The organism is Listeria sp. SHR_NRA_18 (genome assembly GCF_003856515.1).
Taxonomy (GTDB): domain Bacteria; phylum Bacillota; class Bacilli; order Lactobacillales; family Listeriaceae; genus Listeria_A; species Listeria_A newyorkensis.
The window spans coordinates 585,277-605,988 of sequence record NZ_QPKR01000001.1; the positions used below are offsets into that span (position 1 = coordinate 585,277).

Below are 20,712 nucleotides of genomic sequence, written 5' to 3' on the forward strand. Positions count from 1 at the left end.
CCTCATTCTCCTTTACATCATCACAAACGGCTGCACGTCCATCGTAATCGTCAGCCCTTTCACTTGCTCTTTTTGGTAATGCAACAAAATATTTTTCAGTTCGGCCTTCAGTTCCGGCTCCACTTTATATTTAATAATGCACTGATAGCGATATTTATTCTTAATCCGCGCAATCGAACTAGGCACCGGTCCCAGAATAATCGCATCTGGCCCCAACTTCCCTTGCAAAAATTGCGTAATCTCCTGAATCGTCCGAACCGCCTTCATCTCATCCTCGTCGCTCACATTAATCAGCGTCAAATAATAAAACGGCGGATACGAACCAATTTTGCGAACCCGCATCTCGTGGTTGTAAAAACCAATATAATCATGCGTCTTCGCGAACTGGATACTATAATGCTCCGGGTTGTAACTCTGCACAATAACCTCGCCCGTCAACTGATGCCGTCCCGCGCGACCACTCACTTGCGTCAACAACTGGAACGTTTTCTCCGACGCCCGAAAATCCGGCAAATTCAGCATCGTATCCGCATTCAACACCCCTACAAGCGTAATATCCGGAAAATCCAGCCCCTTCGCAATCATCTGCGTACCTAAGAGCACATCCGCTTCCTTATCCCGAAACTGGTTCAGCAGCTTCTCATGCGAACCCTTCTTCGTCGTCGTATCCACATCCATCCGAATCACACGCGCCTCCGGAATCAATTTCGCCAAGCTCTCCTGCACCTTCTGCGTCCCTGTCCCAAAGTACCGAATCTGCTCACTTTCACAGCTTGGACAATGGTTTGGCACGCCTTCCTGATACCCACAATAATGACATTTCATCTGATTATGCGCCTGATGATACGTCAGCGAAATACTGCAATTCGGACATTCCACGACATAGCCACAATCCCGGCACATCACAAACGACGAGTACCCGCGCCGATTCAGAAGCAGCACAACCTGTTCCTTTTTCGCCAGCCGATCCTTGATTTTTTCCAACAACACTTGCGAAAATTCCGTCCGATTCTCGTTGCGCAATTCCTCACTCATGTCGACCACTTCGACCTCCGGAAGCGCCGTATCATTCACACGCGTAGGCAATTCAAGCAACGTATACCGCTTTTTCCCAGCCCGCGCAAACGACTCCAAAGAAGGCGTCGCACTACCGAGCACAACTGGGCAACCATACCGCTTCGCCCGCTCAATCGCCACGTCCCGCGCATGATACCGCGGATTATCCTCCTGCTTATAACTCGTTTCATGTTCCTCATCAATAATAATAATACCGAGCTTCAAAAATGGTGCAAAAACCGCAGAACGCGCCCCAACAACGACCTTGGCTTTCCCCTGCTCAATTTTGCGCCATTCATCATATTTTTCACCCGCCGAAAGCGCGCTATGAAGTACCGCGACAAGCTTCCCAAAGCGGCGTTTAAAGCGCTCCACCATTTGCGGCGTCAACGCGATTTCCGGAACGAGCACAATCGCCTCTTTTCCAGCCGCGAGTACCGCCTCAATCGACTGCAAATAAATCTCCGTTTTCCCGCTCCCGGTCACGCCGTGCAACAAGAATGTCTCCTGTTCTCCTGCCGCGGCCGAAGCCACAATCGCATCCCGCGCCGCCTGCTGATCCGGCAATAATGGCAGCGGTGTACTCGCCTTGAAATCATGATGCTCATAAGGATCCCGCGACACATGCTGATCCACGATCTCAATCAAGCCAAGCGCCGCCACCTTCTGAATCGTCGCATCCGTCGTCTGAACCTTCTCCCGCAACGCTTTCACCGAAATATATTCCTCATCAAAAACCTGGAAAAATTGCAAAATCTTGCTTTGCGCTTTGGCCCCTTTCGAAAGCCCCGCCATCGCGTCCTCCAACTGCTGCACAGACGCAAGCGGTTTGACCACGCGCATCGTTTTTTTCGTCACCTTGTTTTTCACCTGATACACCAATTCGACGATGCCGTCCTTCATCCACTTTTGAAGCGTTGGCAAGGCTCCGAGCTGTTCCGCCCGTTTCCAATCCATCGTTTCATACTCTTCAAAAAGCCGCTGTGCCTCATCATTCGCAGTATCCAGCAAAACAAAATACTTCTCATATTTCGCCCGCAAAGCCGCCGGTAGCATCGCCTGATACGCCGTAATCCGATAAGCCAGCGTCTCCTGCGAAATCCAATCCCCAAGCTCCAAAAGCTCCTCATTTAGAACCGGCGCCAAATCCATCATTTCCCGAATCTCTTTTAATTTCGCGAACTCACTCGTGTCCGACGTACCAACAACAAACCCCTGCAACGCCCGGTTCCCAAACGGCACCGAAACACGCATCCCAGGTCGCACAATATCCTGCCAAGCCTCCGGAATGAGATAATCAAACGGGCGATCAACCTGCATCGCTGGCACATCCACAATCACTTGGGCTACTCTTGCCATCTTACTTTTCCTCCAACAAACGCGCAGCCTGTTCGATAATTTCGCGCGCTACCTCTTGTTTAGACAATAACGGGAAAACCTTCTCCGCATCTTCCTGCCCATAAAAAGTCACCTGATTCGTGTCCACGCCAAAACCAGCACCAATTTGCGCCACATTATTCGCCACAATCAAATCCGCATTTTTCGCATGCAGTTTTTTCAGCGCATTCTCCTTCACATTTTGCGTCTCCGCAGCAAAGCCAATCACGACCTGTTCCGCCTTCTTATTCTGACCAATTTCCGCCAAAATATCCTTCGTGCGCACCATCTCAATCGCGTAATCACCTGGCTGCTTCTTAATTTTATGCTCATGAATCACTTTTGGTGTATAGTCCGCGACCGCCGCGCTCATCACAAAAACGTCCGCCGAATCCTGATGCTTCATGACTTCCTCGTACATCTCCTGCGCTGTTTCAATATAAACCGCCTGAACACCGTGCGGCACCGCAAGTTTCGTAGACGACGTCACCAGCACGACTTCCGCGCCGTATCTAGCCGCCGTTTCCGCGACCGCAAAGCCCATTTTCCCCGTCGAATGATTCGTAAAATAACGCACCGGGTCCAATTTTTCCATCGTTGCCCCCGCCGTCACCACGACTTTCCGTCCAGCAAGCGTCGTATTCTTCTCCGCAAAAAAGCTCGTCAAATGACCCACGATCCGCTCCGGTTCCTCCAAACGGCCACGCCCAACGTACCCGCACGCAAGATATCCCTCGCTCGGCTCAATAAAACGAACACCGTCCGCGTAAAGCTGATTAATATTCCTAACCACGGCCGGATGCGCAATCATGTGCACATTCATCGCTGGCGCTACCCAAATCGGCGCCTCCGTAGCAAGCAGCGTCGTCGTCACCATATCATCCGCAATCCCGTTCGCCATCTTGCCAATCACGTTCGCCGTCGCCGGCGCCACAATCACAAGATCCGCCCAGTCCGCCAAGTCAATATGCGCCACAACACCAGAATCCTTCTCATCAAACGTATCCGTATACACATCATTGCGCGACAACACCTGAAACGAAAGCGTCGGCACAAACTCCTGCGCACTTTTCGTCATCATAACCTTCACATTCGCGCCCGCCTGCGTCAATTTACTCGTAAGCGCCACAGCTTTATAAACAGCGATTCCACCAGAAACCGCGAGTAAGATATTTTTTCCATCCAACATCTAGGTCACCTCTTTCACCTTCCCATCAATTATACCGTTTTAGCGCGGGAAAAAACAGTGCTGGAGGTTAGAAAGGTGAAGAAAAAGCTAGGAATCTCCTTTTGGGTGAGGAATCCTAGCTTTGATATTTTATATTATATACAATGCAGAGCCCCTATCTTTGAGTCTAGATATCAAACTTCTTTCGTAGCGACCGTTATTATCTTGTTGTATTTCTTCCGACGCGTTAATTTATCTGCGTTCTCATTAATAATTTTAAAGGTAAAACTCCTTTTCTATGTATATTTTTAATCTCTGTCTAGCATAAACTTTTACTAATTTCTACGGCAACATAATTATCCAAGGAAAACAATGGGTTCATAGATTATTTTAACATAATCGACTTTATACACAAAAAAACAGGATATCACGAATCCCCATTTTTCTGGGTAAGACGTACATCCTGCTTTAAACAAATCGAGCGAAAGCGTTTGTATTCAAGAGATTCCGTGGAAGCCAGAAGCGGAGCGTACTCGTGTACGTGAGAACCGGAAGTCCGCGGAATCTCTTGAATGCGAGCGCTTGTCGCCGATTTATCTGTCATATGATCCAGACCTTATTTCCAAAATACAGTCTCATCCGTACTCATCCGATACGAACCATACCCCAAGCCGCCTGCTTTCCCAATCGAAACAATCATCACCGGCACATAACGCTCTGTATCCATCCCAAACGCCTCGGCAACTTCCTTCCGCTCAAATCCACCAATCGGATTCGTATCATAACCATAAGCCCGCGCGACCAACATCAACTGCATCGCAACCAGACTACCGTCAATCAACGCCACACGTTCCAATTCCTCACGTGGCGAGTTCGCATAATAAGGTGTCAACGCAGCCATTTGCTTCTCTTTCACATCCGCCGGCATCAATCCTTGCTCCACCGCGCTACTAAAAATTTTCTCCCCATTCTCAAAACTATTCAAGTCACCAAAAATCACAATCATGGCCGACGATGAATCATTTTGCTGCGTATTAAATCGCACAAGCGGACGCAATTTCTCCTTACCTTCTGGACTCTCCACCACAACAAAACGCCACGGCTGCATGTTCACCGATGATGGCGCGCGCATCGCATCCGTCAAGATTTGCTCCATCTCTTCTCTACTAATTTTCACCGAGTCGTCATATGTACGAATCGAACGGCGGTTTTTGATAATATCTTCAAAGTCATTATTTTTATACATAATATTACTTCCTTTCTAATGTGCTGAGTACTTGAATGGTCGGCGGCGCACTCAACATGCTGCCAACACCGGCTTGGAACGCTTGAAAATGCTTGCTTTTATTATGAGCATCAATCGCAGCTAAATCTTCCCACTGCTCGATCATGTAAAACTCGGTCGTATTTTCAACGGCACACGTCAACTTGTAGCTAATGTTGCCCGACTCCGCGCGTGACGCCTCAACCAACGGCTCCACTTCTTTCAAAAAAGCAGCAACCTTATCTTCTTGGACTTCCAACTTCGCTTGAATAACTAGCATTTGTTCGCCCTTCTTCCTTCGATTATATTGTTCGATTTTTTTCGAACTACAATACTTTACCATAACATTTTTTGATAGGCAACTAATATGTAATGTGCTATGATACTTTTATGAAAAATAATAATCCAAATACAGATCAGTTGTTAGTTTTATTCCAAGCTTTAGGTGATCCGATTCGCCTCGATATTTTCCGCTGCTTACTTCAAAAAGGAGAACAGCGCGTGACGAGCGATACCTACGACGTTTCAAAATCCACGATGTCCCACCACATTAAACTGCTAAAGGAGGCCGGTTTAGTCGCCGTTCGAAAAGAAGGCACGACGCATATTTATTCACCCAACCAAGATTTACTCGAACAATATCCAGCCTTTTTCACCATCTTCCACAAAAAATAAGCGATATAACTCCGAATCCCGGAATTATATCGCTTGTTTTTTTCGATCAATCAGGCGTGTCTGTTAATGTCCAAGTCAGTGTTGTCACATATTTCGCATCTTTATCTTTCTTCGTCGCACCTGGAACTTTCAGCGTCACGCTCGCATTTTCAGCATCCGCATCGGCGCCGACCGTATTACCAAACGCGTTCGTCCAAACACCCATTCCAGAATCAACTGGTGCGTTCACAACATCTTGAATCGCGCTATTCCCGTTCAATACAACGTTCTGATTATTCATCGGTTTCGCCGCATTCGCCGAGTTCAATTCCGCATCTTTCAACGTCAATACTGCACCAGTCAACTCGCTCGATCCCGCTTTAAACTGATCATTACTCACTTGCAATTTCCAACCAGCGTTCGTTCCACGATTATCCGTCACTTGCGCAAAAGTCGGTACATATTTTGTGCTACCATCACTTTTCAAAACGACTTCATCATATTTGGCTTTATATGTTGTATCACTACCAGAAATTGTTTGCTCTCCAAAATGAATATTCGATACATAGTCTAAACGAAGCGCACCCGTTGTTGGTGTTGGCGCATCTGGATCTGTTGGCGTTACATCATCACCAGGATTTGTCGGATCGATTGGGTTTGTTGGTGTCGTGCCATCATCCTCTTTAAAAATAATATCACCTTTTGAAGTCGTCGAACCAACCTCCGCCGCGTGTGATGGTGCTGCATAAATCGCCAAACTACTTGCTGCCAAAATACCTACTAGTGCTACTTTACTTAATTTCATCATTTTATATTTCTCCTTCTTGTTTCTAAATTTTTTATAATAAAAGAGTCAAAATTCGACTCGAATATCAGGGGGCATCTTCTAACGTCCATCGAATATTCGTACTGTATTGTTTATTTGCCATAGCAGTTCCTGGTTTCACGTTCATCACTAAGGATGTTTCGCTTGAATTCAAGTCGATTTCCGTTAAACCGCGTTGCATGCGTTCATTAGAGTAGACTGGAATGGCGTGCTCTGTGCTAAGGGGTGTTTCACCTTGTGCGGTCTTCATCGCTAAAGCATCGGTCAAAACTTTTCCGTCAGTCGTTTGTAGTGGTGTTTCAAGTTGCGCACTGACTAGCCAATTAGACGAAACGCTTCTCGTATCACTCACAGAGAGTTGAACGTCATCAATAGGTTTTATCGTTTTTGTCTTAGAAGTAATCATTTGCTCGCCAAACGAAATGTTTTCCGTCACATTTCCGAGCGCTAAAGCACCATCTTGCACCTTCACCTTAATCCGTTTCCCAATACCATCCACAGAAAAAGTGACCGTGTATTCGCCAGGCGTATTCGTTAGGCCGCCCTTATCAACGATAGCGACTTGGCTCGTAATGTCCGTACCACTCGGAATCGCCCAAGCTTTCAAATTAGAACGCTGCCTTATGAGCGTGTTCAATTCCGCTTCGCTCGCTGGATATTCCGCAAGTTGAATCGTGATGTCATTCGCCTGCATCATCGCCTGATCGTTACTAATTGTCCCTGCGTCCTTCACAAAAACTGGCACCGTTATCGGCGTCGTATTTCCGGCCTGATCTTTAAGCGTCATCTCCACAGTCGTATAGCCAACTTTGCTCAAATCAGGCTGTTTGCTGATGGTATAGATGAGGTTATCATCACCATTTCCAGCATTATCATACACATCTGTCAGCAGATCTTTTGCATTCGTCGTAAAAGTGTCACCAACTGTTGCATACTGCGTCACTGGCGTCGCTGTTGGTTTCGTCGTATCCGCTACAATCACGTCTGCCGATTTTTCACTCGTATTTCCCGCAGCATCTGTTGCCACCGCATAACAAGCAATATAAGGCACGATTGGGCGCTCCGATACTGGGACGGCAATGCTATAATGGCCACTACCATCTGCTTTTCCTGTTGCTAAAACAGTATGATCGGCTTTTTTATAAATGGTGACCGTCGCATTCGCTTCTGCATCACCCGCCACGACTGTTGCTTTGTCATTGATGGCATGCAACGTTGGGGCATCCGGCGCGGTTTCATCTTTTACAGTCGTGGTCGCCGTCGCAGATTTACCGTTGAGATAAGAATAGGCAGTGACTTGATTTCCTGCTGTCACGTAACTTCCTGCTGGCAATGTGAACGTATACTTTCCTTCCGCGTCTGCAATAACATGATACATAGTTGCGTCGTTGAAATCTTGAGACGTGATGCTTCCTGTCCCAATCGCTGCGTCACCGGAGAATTTTACGTACGCACCAGGATTAGTGACACCGGTAATCGTATGGCTATTCATCGCCGCCTTGTCATCTGTCAAATCATTGATCGATACCGCCACATCAGGAATTCCTTCAAACAATACCCGTTTAAAATTCTGCGTCCGGAAATTTTGGATAAAGCTCGTTTGCGTCGCCTCATTCACCGAGTTAGCTGTTACCGAACTGACATTGGAGCTACTGTATTTAATATTCATCCCATACATCGGATTCCAAAAATACGTTTGATTCCCGTCTCCGAGCCAATCTGTTCCCGTCCAAGCTTTCACCGATTGCACGTCCACATTAAGTTTTCCAGCAGTGCCGTACATATAAATCAGGCGGCTTCCAGCATTCGTATTGTTCAACTGCAAATTCACTCTTTTAGCATCGGCAAATTGAAAAGTAGACGCGTTACCAATCCGAATCAAATATTTAGAGCCCGTACCATCTGTTTGAACATCAAACGTGCCATCTTTTGCAACGATAAAACTACTATTGTCACCTGTATAAATCGCGGCACCTGTTGATGTTCCAGTATTTTCAGCACGGATATTTAATTTGGCACCGGAATCCACTTTTAACGAGGCACCAGAGGCAATATAAATCGGGTTACGTCCATCTGAACCAGCGCCCAGCGTATTAACGAGCAATTCGGCATTCTTACTAACGTGCAATGAACTACCGCTACTTCCTAATATCACCCCACCAGCCGTACTTCCCGTCTCTGTGCGAATTTGAACATAAGCACCATCATCAATATTTAAATTACCATCAATCCTGAAAGCGCACGTTCCTTCTTCACCAGAACTCCCACCGCGTATCAAGTATACCTCTGCGTTCTTCCCAACCGTCGCTGTTCCTTTATTCCCAAGATTAATGACCGTCGCATTCGTGGTCGATCCAGTATACGTCGAATTTTCTTGAAAATTAATATTCGTTATTTCCAGGTTTACTTGGTTCGTCAAAGCCGCATACGTCACACTATCAAAAGGAGAAACGTAAGAATTCACCGATCTGTTCACGACATTGCCAATAATATTCACGTCTGCCTCATACGAACAAGTAAGTTGGGCGCCAGTATATTCAATATTTTGATAGGTAAGTTGCGTTCCTTTACCCGCCGTTCCCGATAAACGCAGCGGACCCCAGTAATTCCGACCGAACATTTTAATATCCTTGATCACAATATCCACTTTATTCGAGCCAAATGACATTAAATAACCACGACTTCTAAAATCAACCGTATGACCATTTCCGTTTATCGTGATACTTCTCGTTGGAATGCTGAGATTCGATTCCGCCGCACTCCCCGTTGTATAGTTTGAAAAATTGATATCATTCATAATATTGATTTCTGTAACCGTAACATCTTTCATCGCGGCTTCCAGTTGCAAATAATCCGTGACGTTCGCAACATTTGCCGTAGCTTGTAATCGTGATGATTGAAGCCCTTTCCTCTCTTTCGCGACCTCTTGTGTTGCTGATTCAGGCGTCGTTTCCGTTTTCGCTTCGGTTGCTTTTGGTTGCTCTATATTTGCCTCAGCTGCCGTTTCTACCAAGCCCTCTGCACTACTCATGATTGGCGCTACACTCGTTACTACAAAACTACACGCAAGCGTCACTGCCATCGTCCGTCTAAGAAGTTTCATCATTACCACCTCCAAGCCTATCTGGTAAACATCCTGTAAGAAAAATGTGTACCGCTTTTCCATGAACCAATCATACCACGTACCACAATATTCGTTTTTTGCTGGTTTCCGTGATATATTGAACCAAATGAGGGTAAAATAGATACATATAGTTCTATTTTGTGAAAAAATGTTGTTTGTGAACGTCCGAATTGCGTCTTCTTGACAACTTTATGAATTATTATTTCCTAGCTATATCCTGTTTTTAAGTCTTAAAAGCACTCGAAAATCACTATTTTAGGTACATATATACCTGTTTGGAGAGGGGAAAAATCATGTATCACGAATCCGAATTAAACGTTTTTTACTCCGTTGAACAAATTTTAAAATTGTTGCGGAAAAATCCTGTTTTTAATAAATACTGTTATCAGAGGAAGCTAAATAAAGGAGAAGTTATTCGCTTAACACCAACGACTCGCGGTTCTTTTTATATGATCGAAAAAGGAGATTTCTCGGTGTATTATGAATCGAGATTGACCGGGAAAACACTGATTTTCTTTTTTCAGAGGAATGATATGTTTAATTTCCCATTGTTGAAAGAGAGGATGCACCCCGTTTTGGAAGCCGTGGCGTTGAAAGAGGCGCAAGTGTGGATTATTGATTTTAATTTTATGATGTCCACGGTAAAATTGGAGGATCCGCGGAATTATTTGCAACTTAATTTCCTGGCGACAACGCAAATGCAACTCGGTAATGCGTTGATTCGAAAATCGCTAGACTCGAAAAAAAGGATTTTGCACGCTTTGGTGGAATTGACGGAGCATATGGCTTTGTATAATTCGGATAAAGTGCACGAGTTGCCGAGTTTTATGACGTATGAATTGCTTGCGGAAATGGCTGGAACTTCGCGGGGGTATACATCGCGGATTCTGCGGGAATTGCGAGATAGTGATGTGCTGGATTCGTCCAATCGACCGTGGATTGTGAAAAATATAGACTTGTTGAATGATTTACTATATGAAGGAACATAAAAAAATTCCGCGGGGCGACAAGCGCTCATTTTCGTCGTCAAAAGCTCCGTTCCAGTGCTCGCGTATCCTAGTACGTTCCGCTCTGGTACTGCCTTTTTCCTAGAAACTAAAAACTTGTCACCCCGCGGAGGTTTTGAGACACCTCATGAATGGCAATCCTTCTAGAAGCAAAAAGAGTAAGAATTCCAAATCGGAATTCTTACTCTTTTTATCGCTTATTTGTCTTTCCCCATAACCAAATTTCCTGCGTAAATCTCTTCTAGCGCTTTTCCTACCGCTTTGTGCGATTTGAAATCATCCATTGTACCTGGATCGTGGTCTTTTTGCATTTGACGGGCACGACGCGCAGCTACAGTTACTAGCGAGTATTTTGAGTCAATAACTAACAACAAATTATCAATTGATGGATATAACATCTATTCCAACTCCTCCAACATTTTTTCGTATTTATGAATGACGCGCTCTGTTTTTAAGTGCTCGGTCTGAACGATTCCCTTAATTTTTTGAACGGCATTATCTACTATATCATTAACGACGGCATAATCATAGGCGTTCATCATCTCAATTTCACGGCGAGCCTCACTCATCCGCTCCTCGACGACCTCCATAGACTCCGTACCCCGCCCTATAATGCGGTTTTTCAACTCGCTCAAGTCTGGCGGCGTTAGAAAAATAAATATTCCTTCTGGCATCGCCTCGCGTACTTGTAAAGCTCCTTGCACTTCGATTTCAAGAAAAACATCTTTTCCTGCTACCAAAATTTCTTCTACATAATCAAGCGGCGTTCCGTAATAATTACCGACATATTGCGCATATTCTAGCATTTTCCCGTCCGCAATTGCCTGCTCAAATTGTTCTTTCGTGCGGAAATAGTAATCCACACCATCCACTTCGCCTTCCCTGGCTTGGCGGGTTGTCATCGAAATGGAATATTCAAATGAAGTCGTCGGGTCGTCAAAAACTGCTTTTCTAACCGTCCCTTTCCCAACTCCAGAAGGACCAGATAAAACGATGAGAAGTCCTCGATCTGTCATGTTTGCGTTCCTCTTTTCTAATAATTTCATACTGCTTGAAAAATTATTCCACGTTCTGGATTTGCTCGCGCATTTTTTCAAGTGTCGTCTTTAATTCTACCACACGATTCGTAATTTCTAAATGACTAGCTTTCGATCCAATCGTATTTATTTCGCGATTCATCTCCTGAATGAGAAAATCGAGCTTCCGGCCAATCGGTTCTTCGAGTAAGATAATATGCGAAAATTGCTTCACATGACTTCCCATGCGTTCGAGTTCTTCATTGATGTCTGATTTCTCGAGCAAAATCGCAATTTCAGAGAGGACGAGCGCTTTATCGAAATCTTCGCCAACATAGCCAAGCAAGCGGTTTTCGAGTCGTTCGCGGTAGGTCGCTTCCATTTCGGGGACAAACGCTTGAATCTCGTTTAGTAATTTCTCCGTCGTCTCCAAATGATGCTTGAAATGTAGCGCCAACTCGCTGCCTTCTGTCGCCCGCATGTCGTCGAGCCGTTTTGTAGCAGCGGTTGTTGCGCCTATCAGGAGTTCTTCAAGCTCTGAATCCGGTTCATTGCTCTCCACAATTTCTAAAAAGCGCGGATCGAGTAAGAGTTCCTGGATGTTCAACGCGTCTTCCATCTGATAACGTTGCGTTGCCTGGCGCATAAAGCGAATATACTCATCCGCCAAGTCCCAGTTGATAACCAATTTCTCTTTCGTCGCCTTGTTTCCTTCTATTGTAATCGCGCATTCCACCCGGCCACGTTTCACCTGCTCCGCGATGCTCTTTTTTAACTTCGCTTCTAAGTAGGCGAACACCCGTGGCATCCGGAAAACAGTCTCCAAATAGCGGTGATTCACAGCTTTTAATTCTACGGTTACTTTGAAATTCTCTGATTGCTTCCCTGCTCGCCCGAACCCAGTCATACTTTTTACCATTTCGATCAGCCTCTCGCATTCTAATTTCACCTCTTCATTATAACAAAAATAAGGAAATAAAACATCTAAAAGCAAGATTATCAGGCAAGTTTCACCGTTCTTATGGTACAATAAAAGAAAAAATGAAGAGAGGTTCGCAACATGAAGAAGAATGTCTTGATTTTCAGTCTCGTGCTGGTCGCGATTATCGCACTGGCTTTTGTATTACGTTTCGCAGTTTCCGCACCAAAAGAGGATTTTGTCGTCAGCGGAGATAATTATAGTGGCAGCGCATCGTCTGAAATAACGGTTAGCAACGGTGGCAAAGTGGTTGCAACGATTCCAGCGCTGAAAAATGAAACAACGAAGGAAATAAACGTAGAGCCTTTTGACGTGAAATCCGGTGGGTTTGTCATTAGTTACATCGATAAGAGTGGCAAAAAGCATGATGATATTCAATTTGATGTGACATCTGGGAAATCCACGATGAATAGCACGCTTTACATCAGTGTCACCGAGGTAAAAGAGGATGGCACGATGAATATTGACTACAGTTATTCTTCGGTAAACGGGGAAGAAATCTCGAGTCAGACGAACTAAATAATTTTTTTAAGGGAATGAAACAAACGAATGGCATTTGATACAATGTTTTTAAAAGCAATGACCGAGGAACTGACCGAACAGTGCGAAACTGGGCGGATTATGAAGATACATCAACCGTTTGCACATGAATTAGTACTACACGTGCGTAAAAATCGGGAAAACCAACGCATTTTGATTTCGGCACATCCGAGCTACGCGCGCATCCAGATTACGAAAGAAACGATGGAGAACCCTGCGCAGCCGCCGATGTTTTGTATGTTGTTACGGAAGTATATGGAGGGCGCGATTATCGAGTCGATTCGCCAAGTCGCGAATGATCGGATTTTGATTTTTGGGATTCGTGGGAAAGATGAGATTGGCGAAACGCGTTTTTGTGATTTGTATGTGGAGATTATGGGGCGCCACAGTAATGTTGTGCTCGTGGATCGTGAGAAAGAGACGATTGTGGACTGTATCAAGCATGTTTCGCCGGCTTTTAATAGTTACCGGACGCTGTTGCCTGGCGCTTCTTATATTTTGCCGCCGAGTTCGGATAAGTTGGACCCGTGGACGGCGAGCGAGGATGATCTGCTCGCAAAACTGGATTTCAATGCTGGCAAAATGTCGAAGCAAATCGTTTCTGGTGTCGCTGGATTTAGTCCGTTGCTTGCGAATGAGGTTGTTGCGCGAGCTGGATTGGTGAATCGGGAAACGTTGCCGCAAGCCTTTTTTAGTGTGATTGCGGACTGTGCCAAACCGGCGGAACCGGTTTTGTTTACGAAGAATGAGAAAGAGGATTTCTATTTTATGCGTCTTGCGGATACGGACGTGACGGCGGAATCGGATTCACTTGGTGCTTTGTTGGATCGGTTTTATGGCGGGAAAGCAACGCGCGATCGGGTGCATCAAATTGCACATGATTTGGAGCGTTTGCTGGCAAACGAGATTGATCGTGACCGGTTGAAAATGGAGAAATTGGAGCAAACGCTTGTGGATACGGAACGCGCGGATGAGTTTCGGATTTTCGGTGAGTTGTTGACGGCGAACTTGCATTTAGTTTCGCGTGGCATGACGGAGATTGAGGTCCAGAATTTTTATGATGAGAATATGGGAACGGTGAAAATTCCGCTTGATATTCGGAAATCGCCGCCTCAAAATGCCCAGTTTTTGTTTAATAAATACCAGAAATTGAAGAAGGCTGTGAAATTTGTCGAGGAGCAGATGCGCTTGACGGAGCAGGAAATTGCGTATTTGGAGACGGTGCAGCAGCAGTTGGAGGACGCGTCGCCTGAGGACGTTCAGGAAATCCGGATGGAGCTCGCGGAACAAGGATACATCAAGTATAAGCAGAAAAAAGGAAGCCGGAAACCGAATCAGAATCCGACGCTTGAGAAATACACATCAAGTACTGGATTGCCAATTCTAGTCGGGAAAAATAATAAGCAAAATGATTATTTGACGAATAAAGTGGCGCGAAATACGGATTTATGGTTCCATGTGAAGGATTTACCGGGATCGCATGTGGTGATTCAAGATGCGAATCCGGATGAAGCGTCGATTACGGAGGCAGCGATGATTGCGGCGTTTTATTCTAAAGCGCGGTTGTCGGGGTCGGTTCCTGTGGATGCGACGCTGATTAAGCATGTGAAGAAGCCGAGTGGTGCGAAACCTGGGTATGTGACGTATGATAATCAGACGACTTATTTTGTGACGCCGGATGAGGAAACGGTGAAGGGGTTGCGGAATTAGATGAAAAACTGGTTGGCACGGTGCCAACCAGTTTTTCATGTTCCTATTAATCAGACTTAACTATTTTCTTAATATAGTTAGCAGATATTTGTCCCGGATCTGTTTCTTTAACAACTACTGGAGGGCTGAAATAAACTTTAATTTTATCTCCCACGGCTAAATCGCATATTTACATTTTATTCCAATTCTGGTCAAAAATATTAGTAGTACTCTCTAGCTCGTACTTCCCCTCTTGTAAATTTAATTTTTCTCCGCTAATCCATTTTATGTTATCTACACGCAAATTATTAGCATAGATGGTAGCGCTATAGATAGGCGTTTTATTTTGCATTGTTGATGTACTACTGCATGCACCTAGAAATAATAGAATCATCATACACGGGAACATTATTTTTTTCATCGCAGCCTATCGCTCCCCCTCAGATTGATATATTCGCCTTAATTCTCCCCGCTTTTCCTCGGTTAATTCTTTTTTTGGGATATCCTGAATCGCAGCTTCTAGGGCATATAAGAAATGAAGGCAGGCACCGTCATCCACTAGATGTTTGACGCGTAAATAGGCTTTTTCTGTTCCTATGGCTCGTAATTCTTCGGCTGATTGTATTCCGACTGCATTCAGTTTTTCTCCATTGACAGCTCCGAGATTTTTCATATCAGATATTTTCATGTTTGCTGGCCTCCCGAACTTTTTCTTTTATTATAGTAAAACAGTGATGAATAATCTACTTTTAGATTGCTCATCACTGTTTTTTTAGATATTCTTGATTTGATTTAAAACTTGTTTTTCGAGGTTTTGTAAGCGCCCTCTTGCTTCTTCTTCCGTTTCTCCTACACAACTGAAATAGATTTTGCATTTTGGTTCGGTTCCTGATGGTCGGATGCAGAACCATGAGCCGTCTGCCATATAGAATTTCAAAACGTCTGATTTTGGCAGGGCTATTTTTTGTGTTGTTTCTGTCTCTAAGTCTTTCGCCAAGCCGGTTTGGTAGTCTTCTTTTCGGATTGCATCTTCTACTGTTGTTGCGCGCATTGTTTGCATGATTTTCTGGATTTTTGCGACGCCTTCTTCCCCTTTTGCGGTGATCGTGTGCAAAGCTTCTTCGTGATAGCCGAATTCGTCGTAAATCGTTTGCAAGCCTTCGTATAGTGTTTTGCCTTGTAATTGGAAGGATAGCGCGACTTCTGCTGTTAAAAGTGCCGCTTGGATGGCGTCTTTATCGCGGACGAATGGTTCGACGAGGTAGCCGTAACTTTCTTCGTAGCCGAATAGGAATGTGGCTTCTCCTGAGGTTTCCCATGCTGCGATTTTTTCACCGATGAATTTGAAACCGGTTAGCGTATTGTAGGTTTTTACGCCGTATTTGCTGGCGATTTTTTCACCTAGATCGCTGGTCACGATGGTTTTGATGAGCGCGCTGTTTTCTGGCAAGTTCGGCTGGGTGACTAAATAGTGTAGCAATAAAGCGCCCAACTGATTTCCTGTCAAAATTTGATAGGCGCCTTGTTCGTTTTTCACAGCCACGCCAATCCGGTCGGCATCGGGATCTGTTGCCATCAGGATATCGGCGTCACGGCTTGCTTCGATTGCCATCGCGAACGCGGCGTGGTCTTCTGGATTCGGCGACGCAACTGTCGGAAAAGCACCATCTGGAATCGCTTGCTCTGCCACAACGCGGACATTCGTGAAACCTGCCTGTGCCAAACTCTGCGTGACGAGTGGTCCCCCTGTCCCATGAAGCGGTGTGTACACAATGGCAAGCTTTGCGCCGTAATCTTTTGCCAGATCTGGATTTTGCGTCACCGCGCGGACTTTATCTAAATAAGCCGCGTCCGCCTCTGCACCGATTCGAACGAGCAACCCGTCTTCGATGAGCAACGATTCGTCACCTACCGGAATCGCGAACAAGTCGGAAATCCCCGTCAAATAAGCCGTTATTAGACCCGCAACGTCCAGCGTAATCTGGCATCCATCCGCTCCGTAAACCTTGAAACCGTTATATTCAGCTGGGTTGTGGCTCGCCGTAATCACGATTCCTGCCGCGGCTCCCCATTCGCGAACCATGAAAGACAATTCCGGGGTTGGGCGTAACGCATCCGATAAGTAAACCTTGATTCCAGCCGCGCCAAGCACTCGTGCCGCTTCCAACGCAAATTCCGCTGAAAAATGCCGCGAATCATAAGCAATCGCCACGCCATCCGCCTGACGTCCCTGTTCTGCGATATGTGCCGCGACGCCACTCGTGACCCAGCGAATCATGTATTTATTGATCCGATTCGTGCCGCAACCAAGCTCCCCGCGCATCCCGCCAGTCCCAAATTCCAAATAGCGATAAAAATGCTCCCGTTTCGTTTTTTCGTCAGACAATTCCGTCATTTCCTGTTGAAGCGCCGCATCGTCCTTCGACGCCGCGCTCCATTTTTGCCAATTTTCCTGCCAAGTCATCGGCTCTCATCCTCAAGCTGCTGCAGAATTTCCGCCAAGCTCATCTCGCAGCAAGCCATCGACGTATCCGCCACACCGTAGTACATTTTGATAACATCGCCTTCTACAATCGTGCCACAGCCAAAAACAACATCGCCGAAAAAGCCATTTTTCTCATAATCCGCTTCTGGCTCTAAAATCGGCGTTTCTGTCCGCGCCAGCACTTTCATCGGATCATTCAAATCGAGTAGGACCGCTCCCATACAATAGCGATGTTCTTTCGTCGCGCCATGATACAGCTCCAGCCAACCTTTTTCTGTCTTAATTGGCACGGCACCTCCACCGATTCGGCCGCTATCCCAATAACCATCACGAATGCCGAGCAAATGACGGTGATCGCCCCAACTATGTAAATCAGGTGAAGACGCAATCCAAATATCCAAATTCCCAATACTCTTCAAACTCGGACGATGTAACGCGTAATATTTCCCGTTCACTTTTTCTGGAAAAATCAGAACATCTTTATTCTCCGGTGCAAAAATGTTTCCTTCGTACTCATAACTCACAAAGTCCTTCGTTGAAACCATCGCATCCGCCACGCCCATCTCAGAAACCGCGCTGAAATTCACATAGTAAACGTCGTCGATTTGCGTCACGCGCGCATCCTCAATACCGAATGTTTGATATTCATTAAACGGATACAAAAACGGTTTTTCATCGACCGTAAAGTTGTGCCCATCCTTACTTCGCGCAATTCGAATATAGGAAAGCGACGTCAAATACGTGAAACCTTCCATTTTATCTTTTTCACGAATCATTCGCGGATCTTCAAAGTCATATGTCGGGTCATCCAATCGGAACTCCAAGATATCTAATTCCTTCGTTTCCATATTAAAAATTGGTGCCTTGATAATGTTCGGATCCTCACTAATCGGCTTCTCTGCCACACGTAAAAGCAATAAAGTCTCATCTTTATATTGAGCCACACCCGCATTAAACGCCCCTAAAACTTCAAAATCTGGGCGATGCGGTGCCACATCAGCCGGTGTAATTAATGGATTTTCCTCATAACGATAAATATTCATAATTCCTAATCTCCCTATCCTTCAAATTTCACAAACGGATCGCGAATCGTGCGTTTCTGCGCGTCCGCGTCGCTTATTCCTACGTATAAATCAGCCGTTCCAGAAGCATTTCGAATCAATCCACCACTGAAAACAACATCTTCCAAATCAGGTCGTTTCGTCGGTCCCGCAAGAAAATCCGCACGTTCGGCGATAATTTCCATTGGGGCCTCGATGGCACCCGTTTTCGGGTCAATCACGCAAATCGCCGCGTAATAATGCCGATCGCCAGCCGCATCAAAATTAGCAATATGGCTGAGCACGCCTAATTTGCCATTTTTCAAAAGGTGCATCTCGTTCGCGCCACCCCATTCGTCTTCCGCAAAATGTGGTTCGAGTAACGGCGCGTCTTCAATCAAAGCAACCGTCAAGTCCGCCAATTTTTCAATCAAGCAAAAACCGATTTTGCCACGTCCACCTTTTTCACCTTGAGGTCGCGTCAAAACAACAATTTCCCCACTCGGCAACTGCTTCAACCGCAAATCCTTCATGCCAACCGGGCCTTCGAAAAACAGCGTCAAATCCGCGATTCCCTTGCCACGATACAAACAAGTCCGCCACGCCAATTTCTCAGGATCTGCTTCACTTGGAAACACTTCCACGCCACCAATAATCAAATCCCCATCGATGCGCGTCATAAACGGATCCTGCAGCGCCAATTTTGGCATATTCGCAAGCCTTATCCACGCCAAGTCCTGTTTTTCAAAAAAGCCGATTTCCGCCATCTCACTGTCCCGCGACTCAATCCGACCCGCAATCACCTCTTTGCCATCCACAACGAACGGCGCCGTAATGTTATACACATCCTTGTCACCAGCGCCGACAAACGCCAGCCGCTCCACTTTTGCAGGCACATTCCCCGCCCGATATTCCTTCAATAAAACCGCAATCTCGTTCATAATAAACTCCTTCATATCTTAAAAATTACCGCCGCAAACGCTGGTAGCATAATCCTATCCGCGTCCACAACCACATCCAAATTCGCTAAAACAGGCGTCAAATCGCCCCACTTGTTCTCCATCTCACGTGCCGCCCCGAAATTAAGGCAAACCAGATGCTCGCCGCGAACATACGTCAACAACTCACCATCCACCTTAAAATCACGATATCCCGGCTCACAAAAATCCGCCGTTTTTCGAAGTGCAATCAACGCTTGATAGAAAGCAAACATCCGCTGTCCACGCGCAAAATCAGGCGTCACTTCACCAATCCAAGCCTCCGTTTTATCCGAAAACCCTTCCGGCCAAGTCATCGGCGCCCTCGCCTTATCCCGCGTCTTCTCCTGCGCCGCGACCAACGCCTCATGCTCCGACTTCCCGTCCTGCAAAGCCAACTCATACGCGTAAACGCCCTTCACATCCCGCATCTCGCGCATCGACTCCGGCACAAAATCTGCCATCCCAATCTCCTCGCCAAAATACACAAATGGAACACCGTGCGCTGTCAACATCAGCATCGCAAGCAACTGCGCCACATCCTCACGCCCGTCCGCCAAACGATTCCACGAACGACTCATATCATGACTCCCGAAAAACAACGTCGGCATCCGACCATCCGCATACACCTGCTGCATCCGCGCAAGCTCCGCCACAATCCCGTCACGGCTCGCCACACTGCCAAAATTAAAGTTAAACGTCACGTCCAGCCCGTCCGACCCAGCATACCGTTCAATCTCCGCCAAGTTATCCGAACTAATCTCGCCAACCGTGAAATAATCGCCACGCGCCCGAATCCGTTCGCCAATCTCCGCCATTTTCGCCATCATCCCCGGCTGATCCTTATCGAAAACGTGCTGTTGCTCACCGTCCACAACCGGATTATCCATAAAGTCCCGCGTCAACGTCAAATTATTAATCACATCGAGCCGGAACCCGTCCAATCCCTTATCCAACCAGAAATCGAACACCTTCCAAATCTCGCGCTCCACCTCCGGATTGGCCCAATTCAGATCCACCTGCTCCGTCGCAAAACTGTGATAATAATACTGCTCCGTCTCCGCGTCCCATTCCCAAGCCGAACCACCGAAAAACGATTCCCAATTATTCGGCGCATCCTGCCAAACAAACCAATCCTGTTTTGGATTCGTTCTCGAACTTCGCGATTCCACAAACCACGCGTGCTCCGTCGACACATGATTCACGACCATATCCGCAATCACCCGAATCCCGTGCCGATGCGCCTCAGCCACAAATGCCTCCAAGTCCGCCATCGTGCCATAATCCGGATCCACCGCATAATAATCACTCACATCATAGCCATTATCCACTTTCGGAGACGGGTAAAACGGCGTCAACCAAATCCCACCGACGCCAAGCTCAGCCAAGTAAGGCACTTTTTCAAGCAAGCCCTTAAAATCACCAATCCCGTCCCCATTACCATCCTTAAATGACGGCATATAAATCTCATAAAAAACCGTTTCCTGCCACCATTTCAGCATCTTTCAAA

At 46.1% G+C, this 20,712-nt stretch carries 19 protein-coding genes; 4 read left to right on the top strand and 15 right to left on the bottom strand.

Annotated elements, in window-relative coordinates:
* Positions 1-12 precede the first annotated feature (12 nt).
* The 4 genes from priA to DUK53_RS02950 form a co-directional block, all read right to left on the bottom strand.
* Positions 13-2,415, bottom strand: a complete 2,403-nt coding sequence (gene priA, locus DUK53_RS02935; RefSeq protein ID WP_036093384.1) for a primosomal protein N' — start codon at positions 2,413-2,415, stop codon at positions 13-15.
* A gap of 1 nt (position 2,416) precedes the next feature.
* Entirely contained in the window at positions 2,417-3,619 is a 1,203-nt protein-coding gene (gene coaBC, locus DUK53_RS02940) for a bifunctional phosphopantothenoylcysteine decarboxylase/phosphopantothenate--cysteine ligase CoaBC (protein ID WP_077917912.1), read from the bottom strand.
* Positions 3,620-4,217: 598 nt separating this feature from the next.
* Positions 4,218-4,850: a nitroreductase family protein gene (locus DUK53_RS02945; RefSeq protein WP_103035005.1), complete on the bottom strand. Its 633-nt coding sequence runs from the start codon at positions 4,848-4,850 to the stop codon at positions 4,218-4,220.
* Between the two features lies 1 nt (position 4,851).
* Positions 4,852-5,145: a putative quinol monooxygenase gene (locus tag DUK53_RS02950; protein WP_036093391.1), complete on the bottom strand. Its 294-nt coding sequence runs from the start codon at positions 5,143-5,145 to the stop codon at positions 4,852-4,854.
* 110 nt (positions 5,146-5,255) lie between these two features.
* Here DUK53_RS02950 and DUK53_RS02955 point away from each other — a divergent pair, with 110 nt between their 5' ends.
* A complete protein-coding gene (locus DUK53_RS02955) occupies positions 5,256-5,540 on the top strand; it encodes an ArsR/SmtB family transcription factor (protein ID WP_036093395.1) in 285 nt (94 codons plus the stop codon).
* Positions 5,541-5,586: 46 nt separating this feature from the next.
* Here DUK53_RS02955 and DUK53_RS02960 read toward each other — a convergent pair whose 3' ends face one another.
* Entirely contained in the window at positions 5,587-6,327 is a 741-nt protein-coding gene (locus DUK53_RS02960; RefSeq protein WP_052164846.1) for a WxL domain-containing protein, read from the bottom strand.
* Positions 6,328-6,391: 64 nt separating this feature from the next.
* Positions 6,392-9,451 (bottom strand): pectate lyase-like adhesive domain-containing protein, encoded by a 3,060-nt coding sequence (locus DUK53_RS02965; RefSeq protein WP_159106224.1) that lies wholly within the window; start codon positions 9,449-9,451, stop codon positions 6,392-6,394.
* Positions 9,452-9,762: 311 nt separating this feature from the next.
* Here DUK53_RS02965 and DUK53_RS02970 point away from each other — a divergent pair, with 311 nt between their 5' ends.
* A complete protein-coding gene (locus DUK53_RS02970; RefSeq protein WP_036093399.1) occupies positions 9,763-10,458 on the top strand; it encodes a Crp/Fnr family transcriptional regulator in 696 nt (231 codons plus the stop codon).
* Between the two features lie 215 nt (positions 10,459-10,673).
* Here the strand turns inward: DUK53_RS02970 and rpoZ are convergent, their stop codons facing one another.
* Genes rpoZ through DUK53_RS02985 form a run of 3 tightly spaced genes read right to left on the bottom strand, consistent with a single transcriptional unit; the run spans position 10,674 to position 12,411 of the window.
* A complete protein-coding gene (rpoZ, locus tag DUK53_RS02975) occupies positions 10,674-10,874 on the bottom strand; it encodes a DNA-directed RNA polymerase subunit omega (RefSeq protein WP_036064566.1) in 201 nt (66 codons plus the stop codon).
* Entirely contained in the window at positions 10,875-11,492 is a 618-nt protein-coding gene (gene gmk / locus DUK53_RS02980; protein WP_036093401.1) for a guanylate kinase, read from the bottom strand. It lies immediately after the preceding gene.
* 43 nt (positions 11,493-11,535) lie between these two features.
* A complete protein-coding gene (locus DUK53_RS02985; protein WP_036093402.1) occupies positions 11,536-12,411 on the bottom strand; it encodes a YicC/YloC family endoribonuclease in 876 nt (291 codons plus the stop codon).
* A gap of 141 nt (positions 12,412-12,552) precedes the next feature.
* On the opposite strand from DUK53_RS02985, the gene DUK53_RS02990 reads away from it, so the two are divergent.
* Both DUK53_RS02990 and DUK53_RS02995 read left to right on the top strand, forming a co-directional pair.
* A complete protein-coding gene (locus DUK53_RS02990; RefSeq protein WP_036093404.1) occupies positions 12,553-12,990 on the top strand; it encodes a hypothetical protein in 438 nt (145 codons plus the stop codon).
* Positions 12,991-13,020: 30 nt separating this feature from the next.
* Entirely contained in the window at positions 13,021-14,721 is a 1,701-nt protein-coding gene (locus DUK53_RS02995; RefSeq protein WP_036093405.1) for an Rqc2 family fibronectin-binding protein, read from the top strand.
* A gap of 169 nt (positions 14,722-14,890) precedes the next feature.
* On the opposite strand, the gene DUK53_RS03000 is transcribed toward DUK53_RS02995, so the two are convergent.
* The 6 genes from DUK53_RS03000 to DUK53_RS03025 form a co-directional block, all read right to left on the bottom strand.
* Complete coding sequence (locus DUK53_RS03000; RefSeq protein WP_036093408.1) at positions 14,891-15,121, bottom strand: hypothetical protein; 231 nt, start codon at positions 15,119-15,121, stop codon at positions 14,891-14,893.
* 6 nt (positions 15,122-15,127) lie between these two features.
* Positions 15,128-15,388 carry a TfoX/Sxy family DNA transformation protein gene (locus DUK53_RS03005; protein WP_036093416.1) on the bottom strand — a complete coding sequence of 87 codons (261 nt, stop codon included), beginning with the start codon at positions 15,386-15,388 and terminating at the stop codon, positions 15,128-15,130.
* A gap of 84 nt (positions 15,389-15,472) precedes the next feature.
* Entirely contained in the window at positions 15,473-17,164 is a 1,692-nt protein-coding gene (locus DUK53_RS03010) for a phospho-sugar mutase (protein ID WP_036130851.1), read from the bottom strand.
* Positions 17,161-18,228, bottom strand: coding sequence for a BtaManbiosPhlase (locus DUK53_RS03015; RefSeq protein WP_036130846.1), 1,068 nt, complete (start codon positions 18,226-18,228; stop codon positions 17,161-17,163). The genes DUK53_RS03010 and DUK53_RS03015 overlap by 4 nt, the downstream gene beginning before the upstream one ends.
* A 14-nt stretch (positions 18,229-18,242) precedes the next feature.
* Positions 18,243-19,166, bottom strand: coding sequence for a DUF1861 family protein (locus DUK53_RS03020; RefSeq protein ID WP_052164844.1), 924 nt, complete (start codon positions 19,164-19,166; stop codon positions 18,243-18,245).
* Positions 19,167-19,177: 11 nt separating this feature from the next.
* Entirely contained in the window at positions 19,178-20,704 is a 1,527-nt protein-coding gene (locus DUK53_RS03025) for an alpha-amylase family glycosyl hydrolase (protein WP_052164843.1), read from the bottom strand.
* Positions 20,705-20,712: the final 8 nt, after the last annotated feature.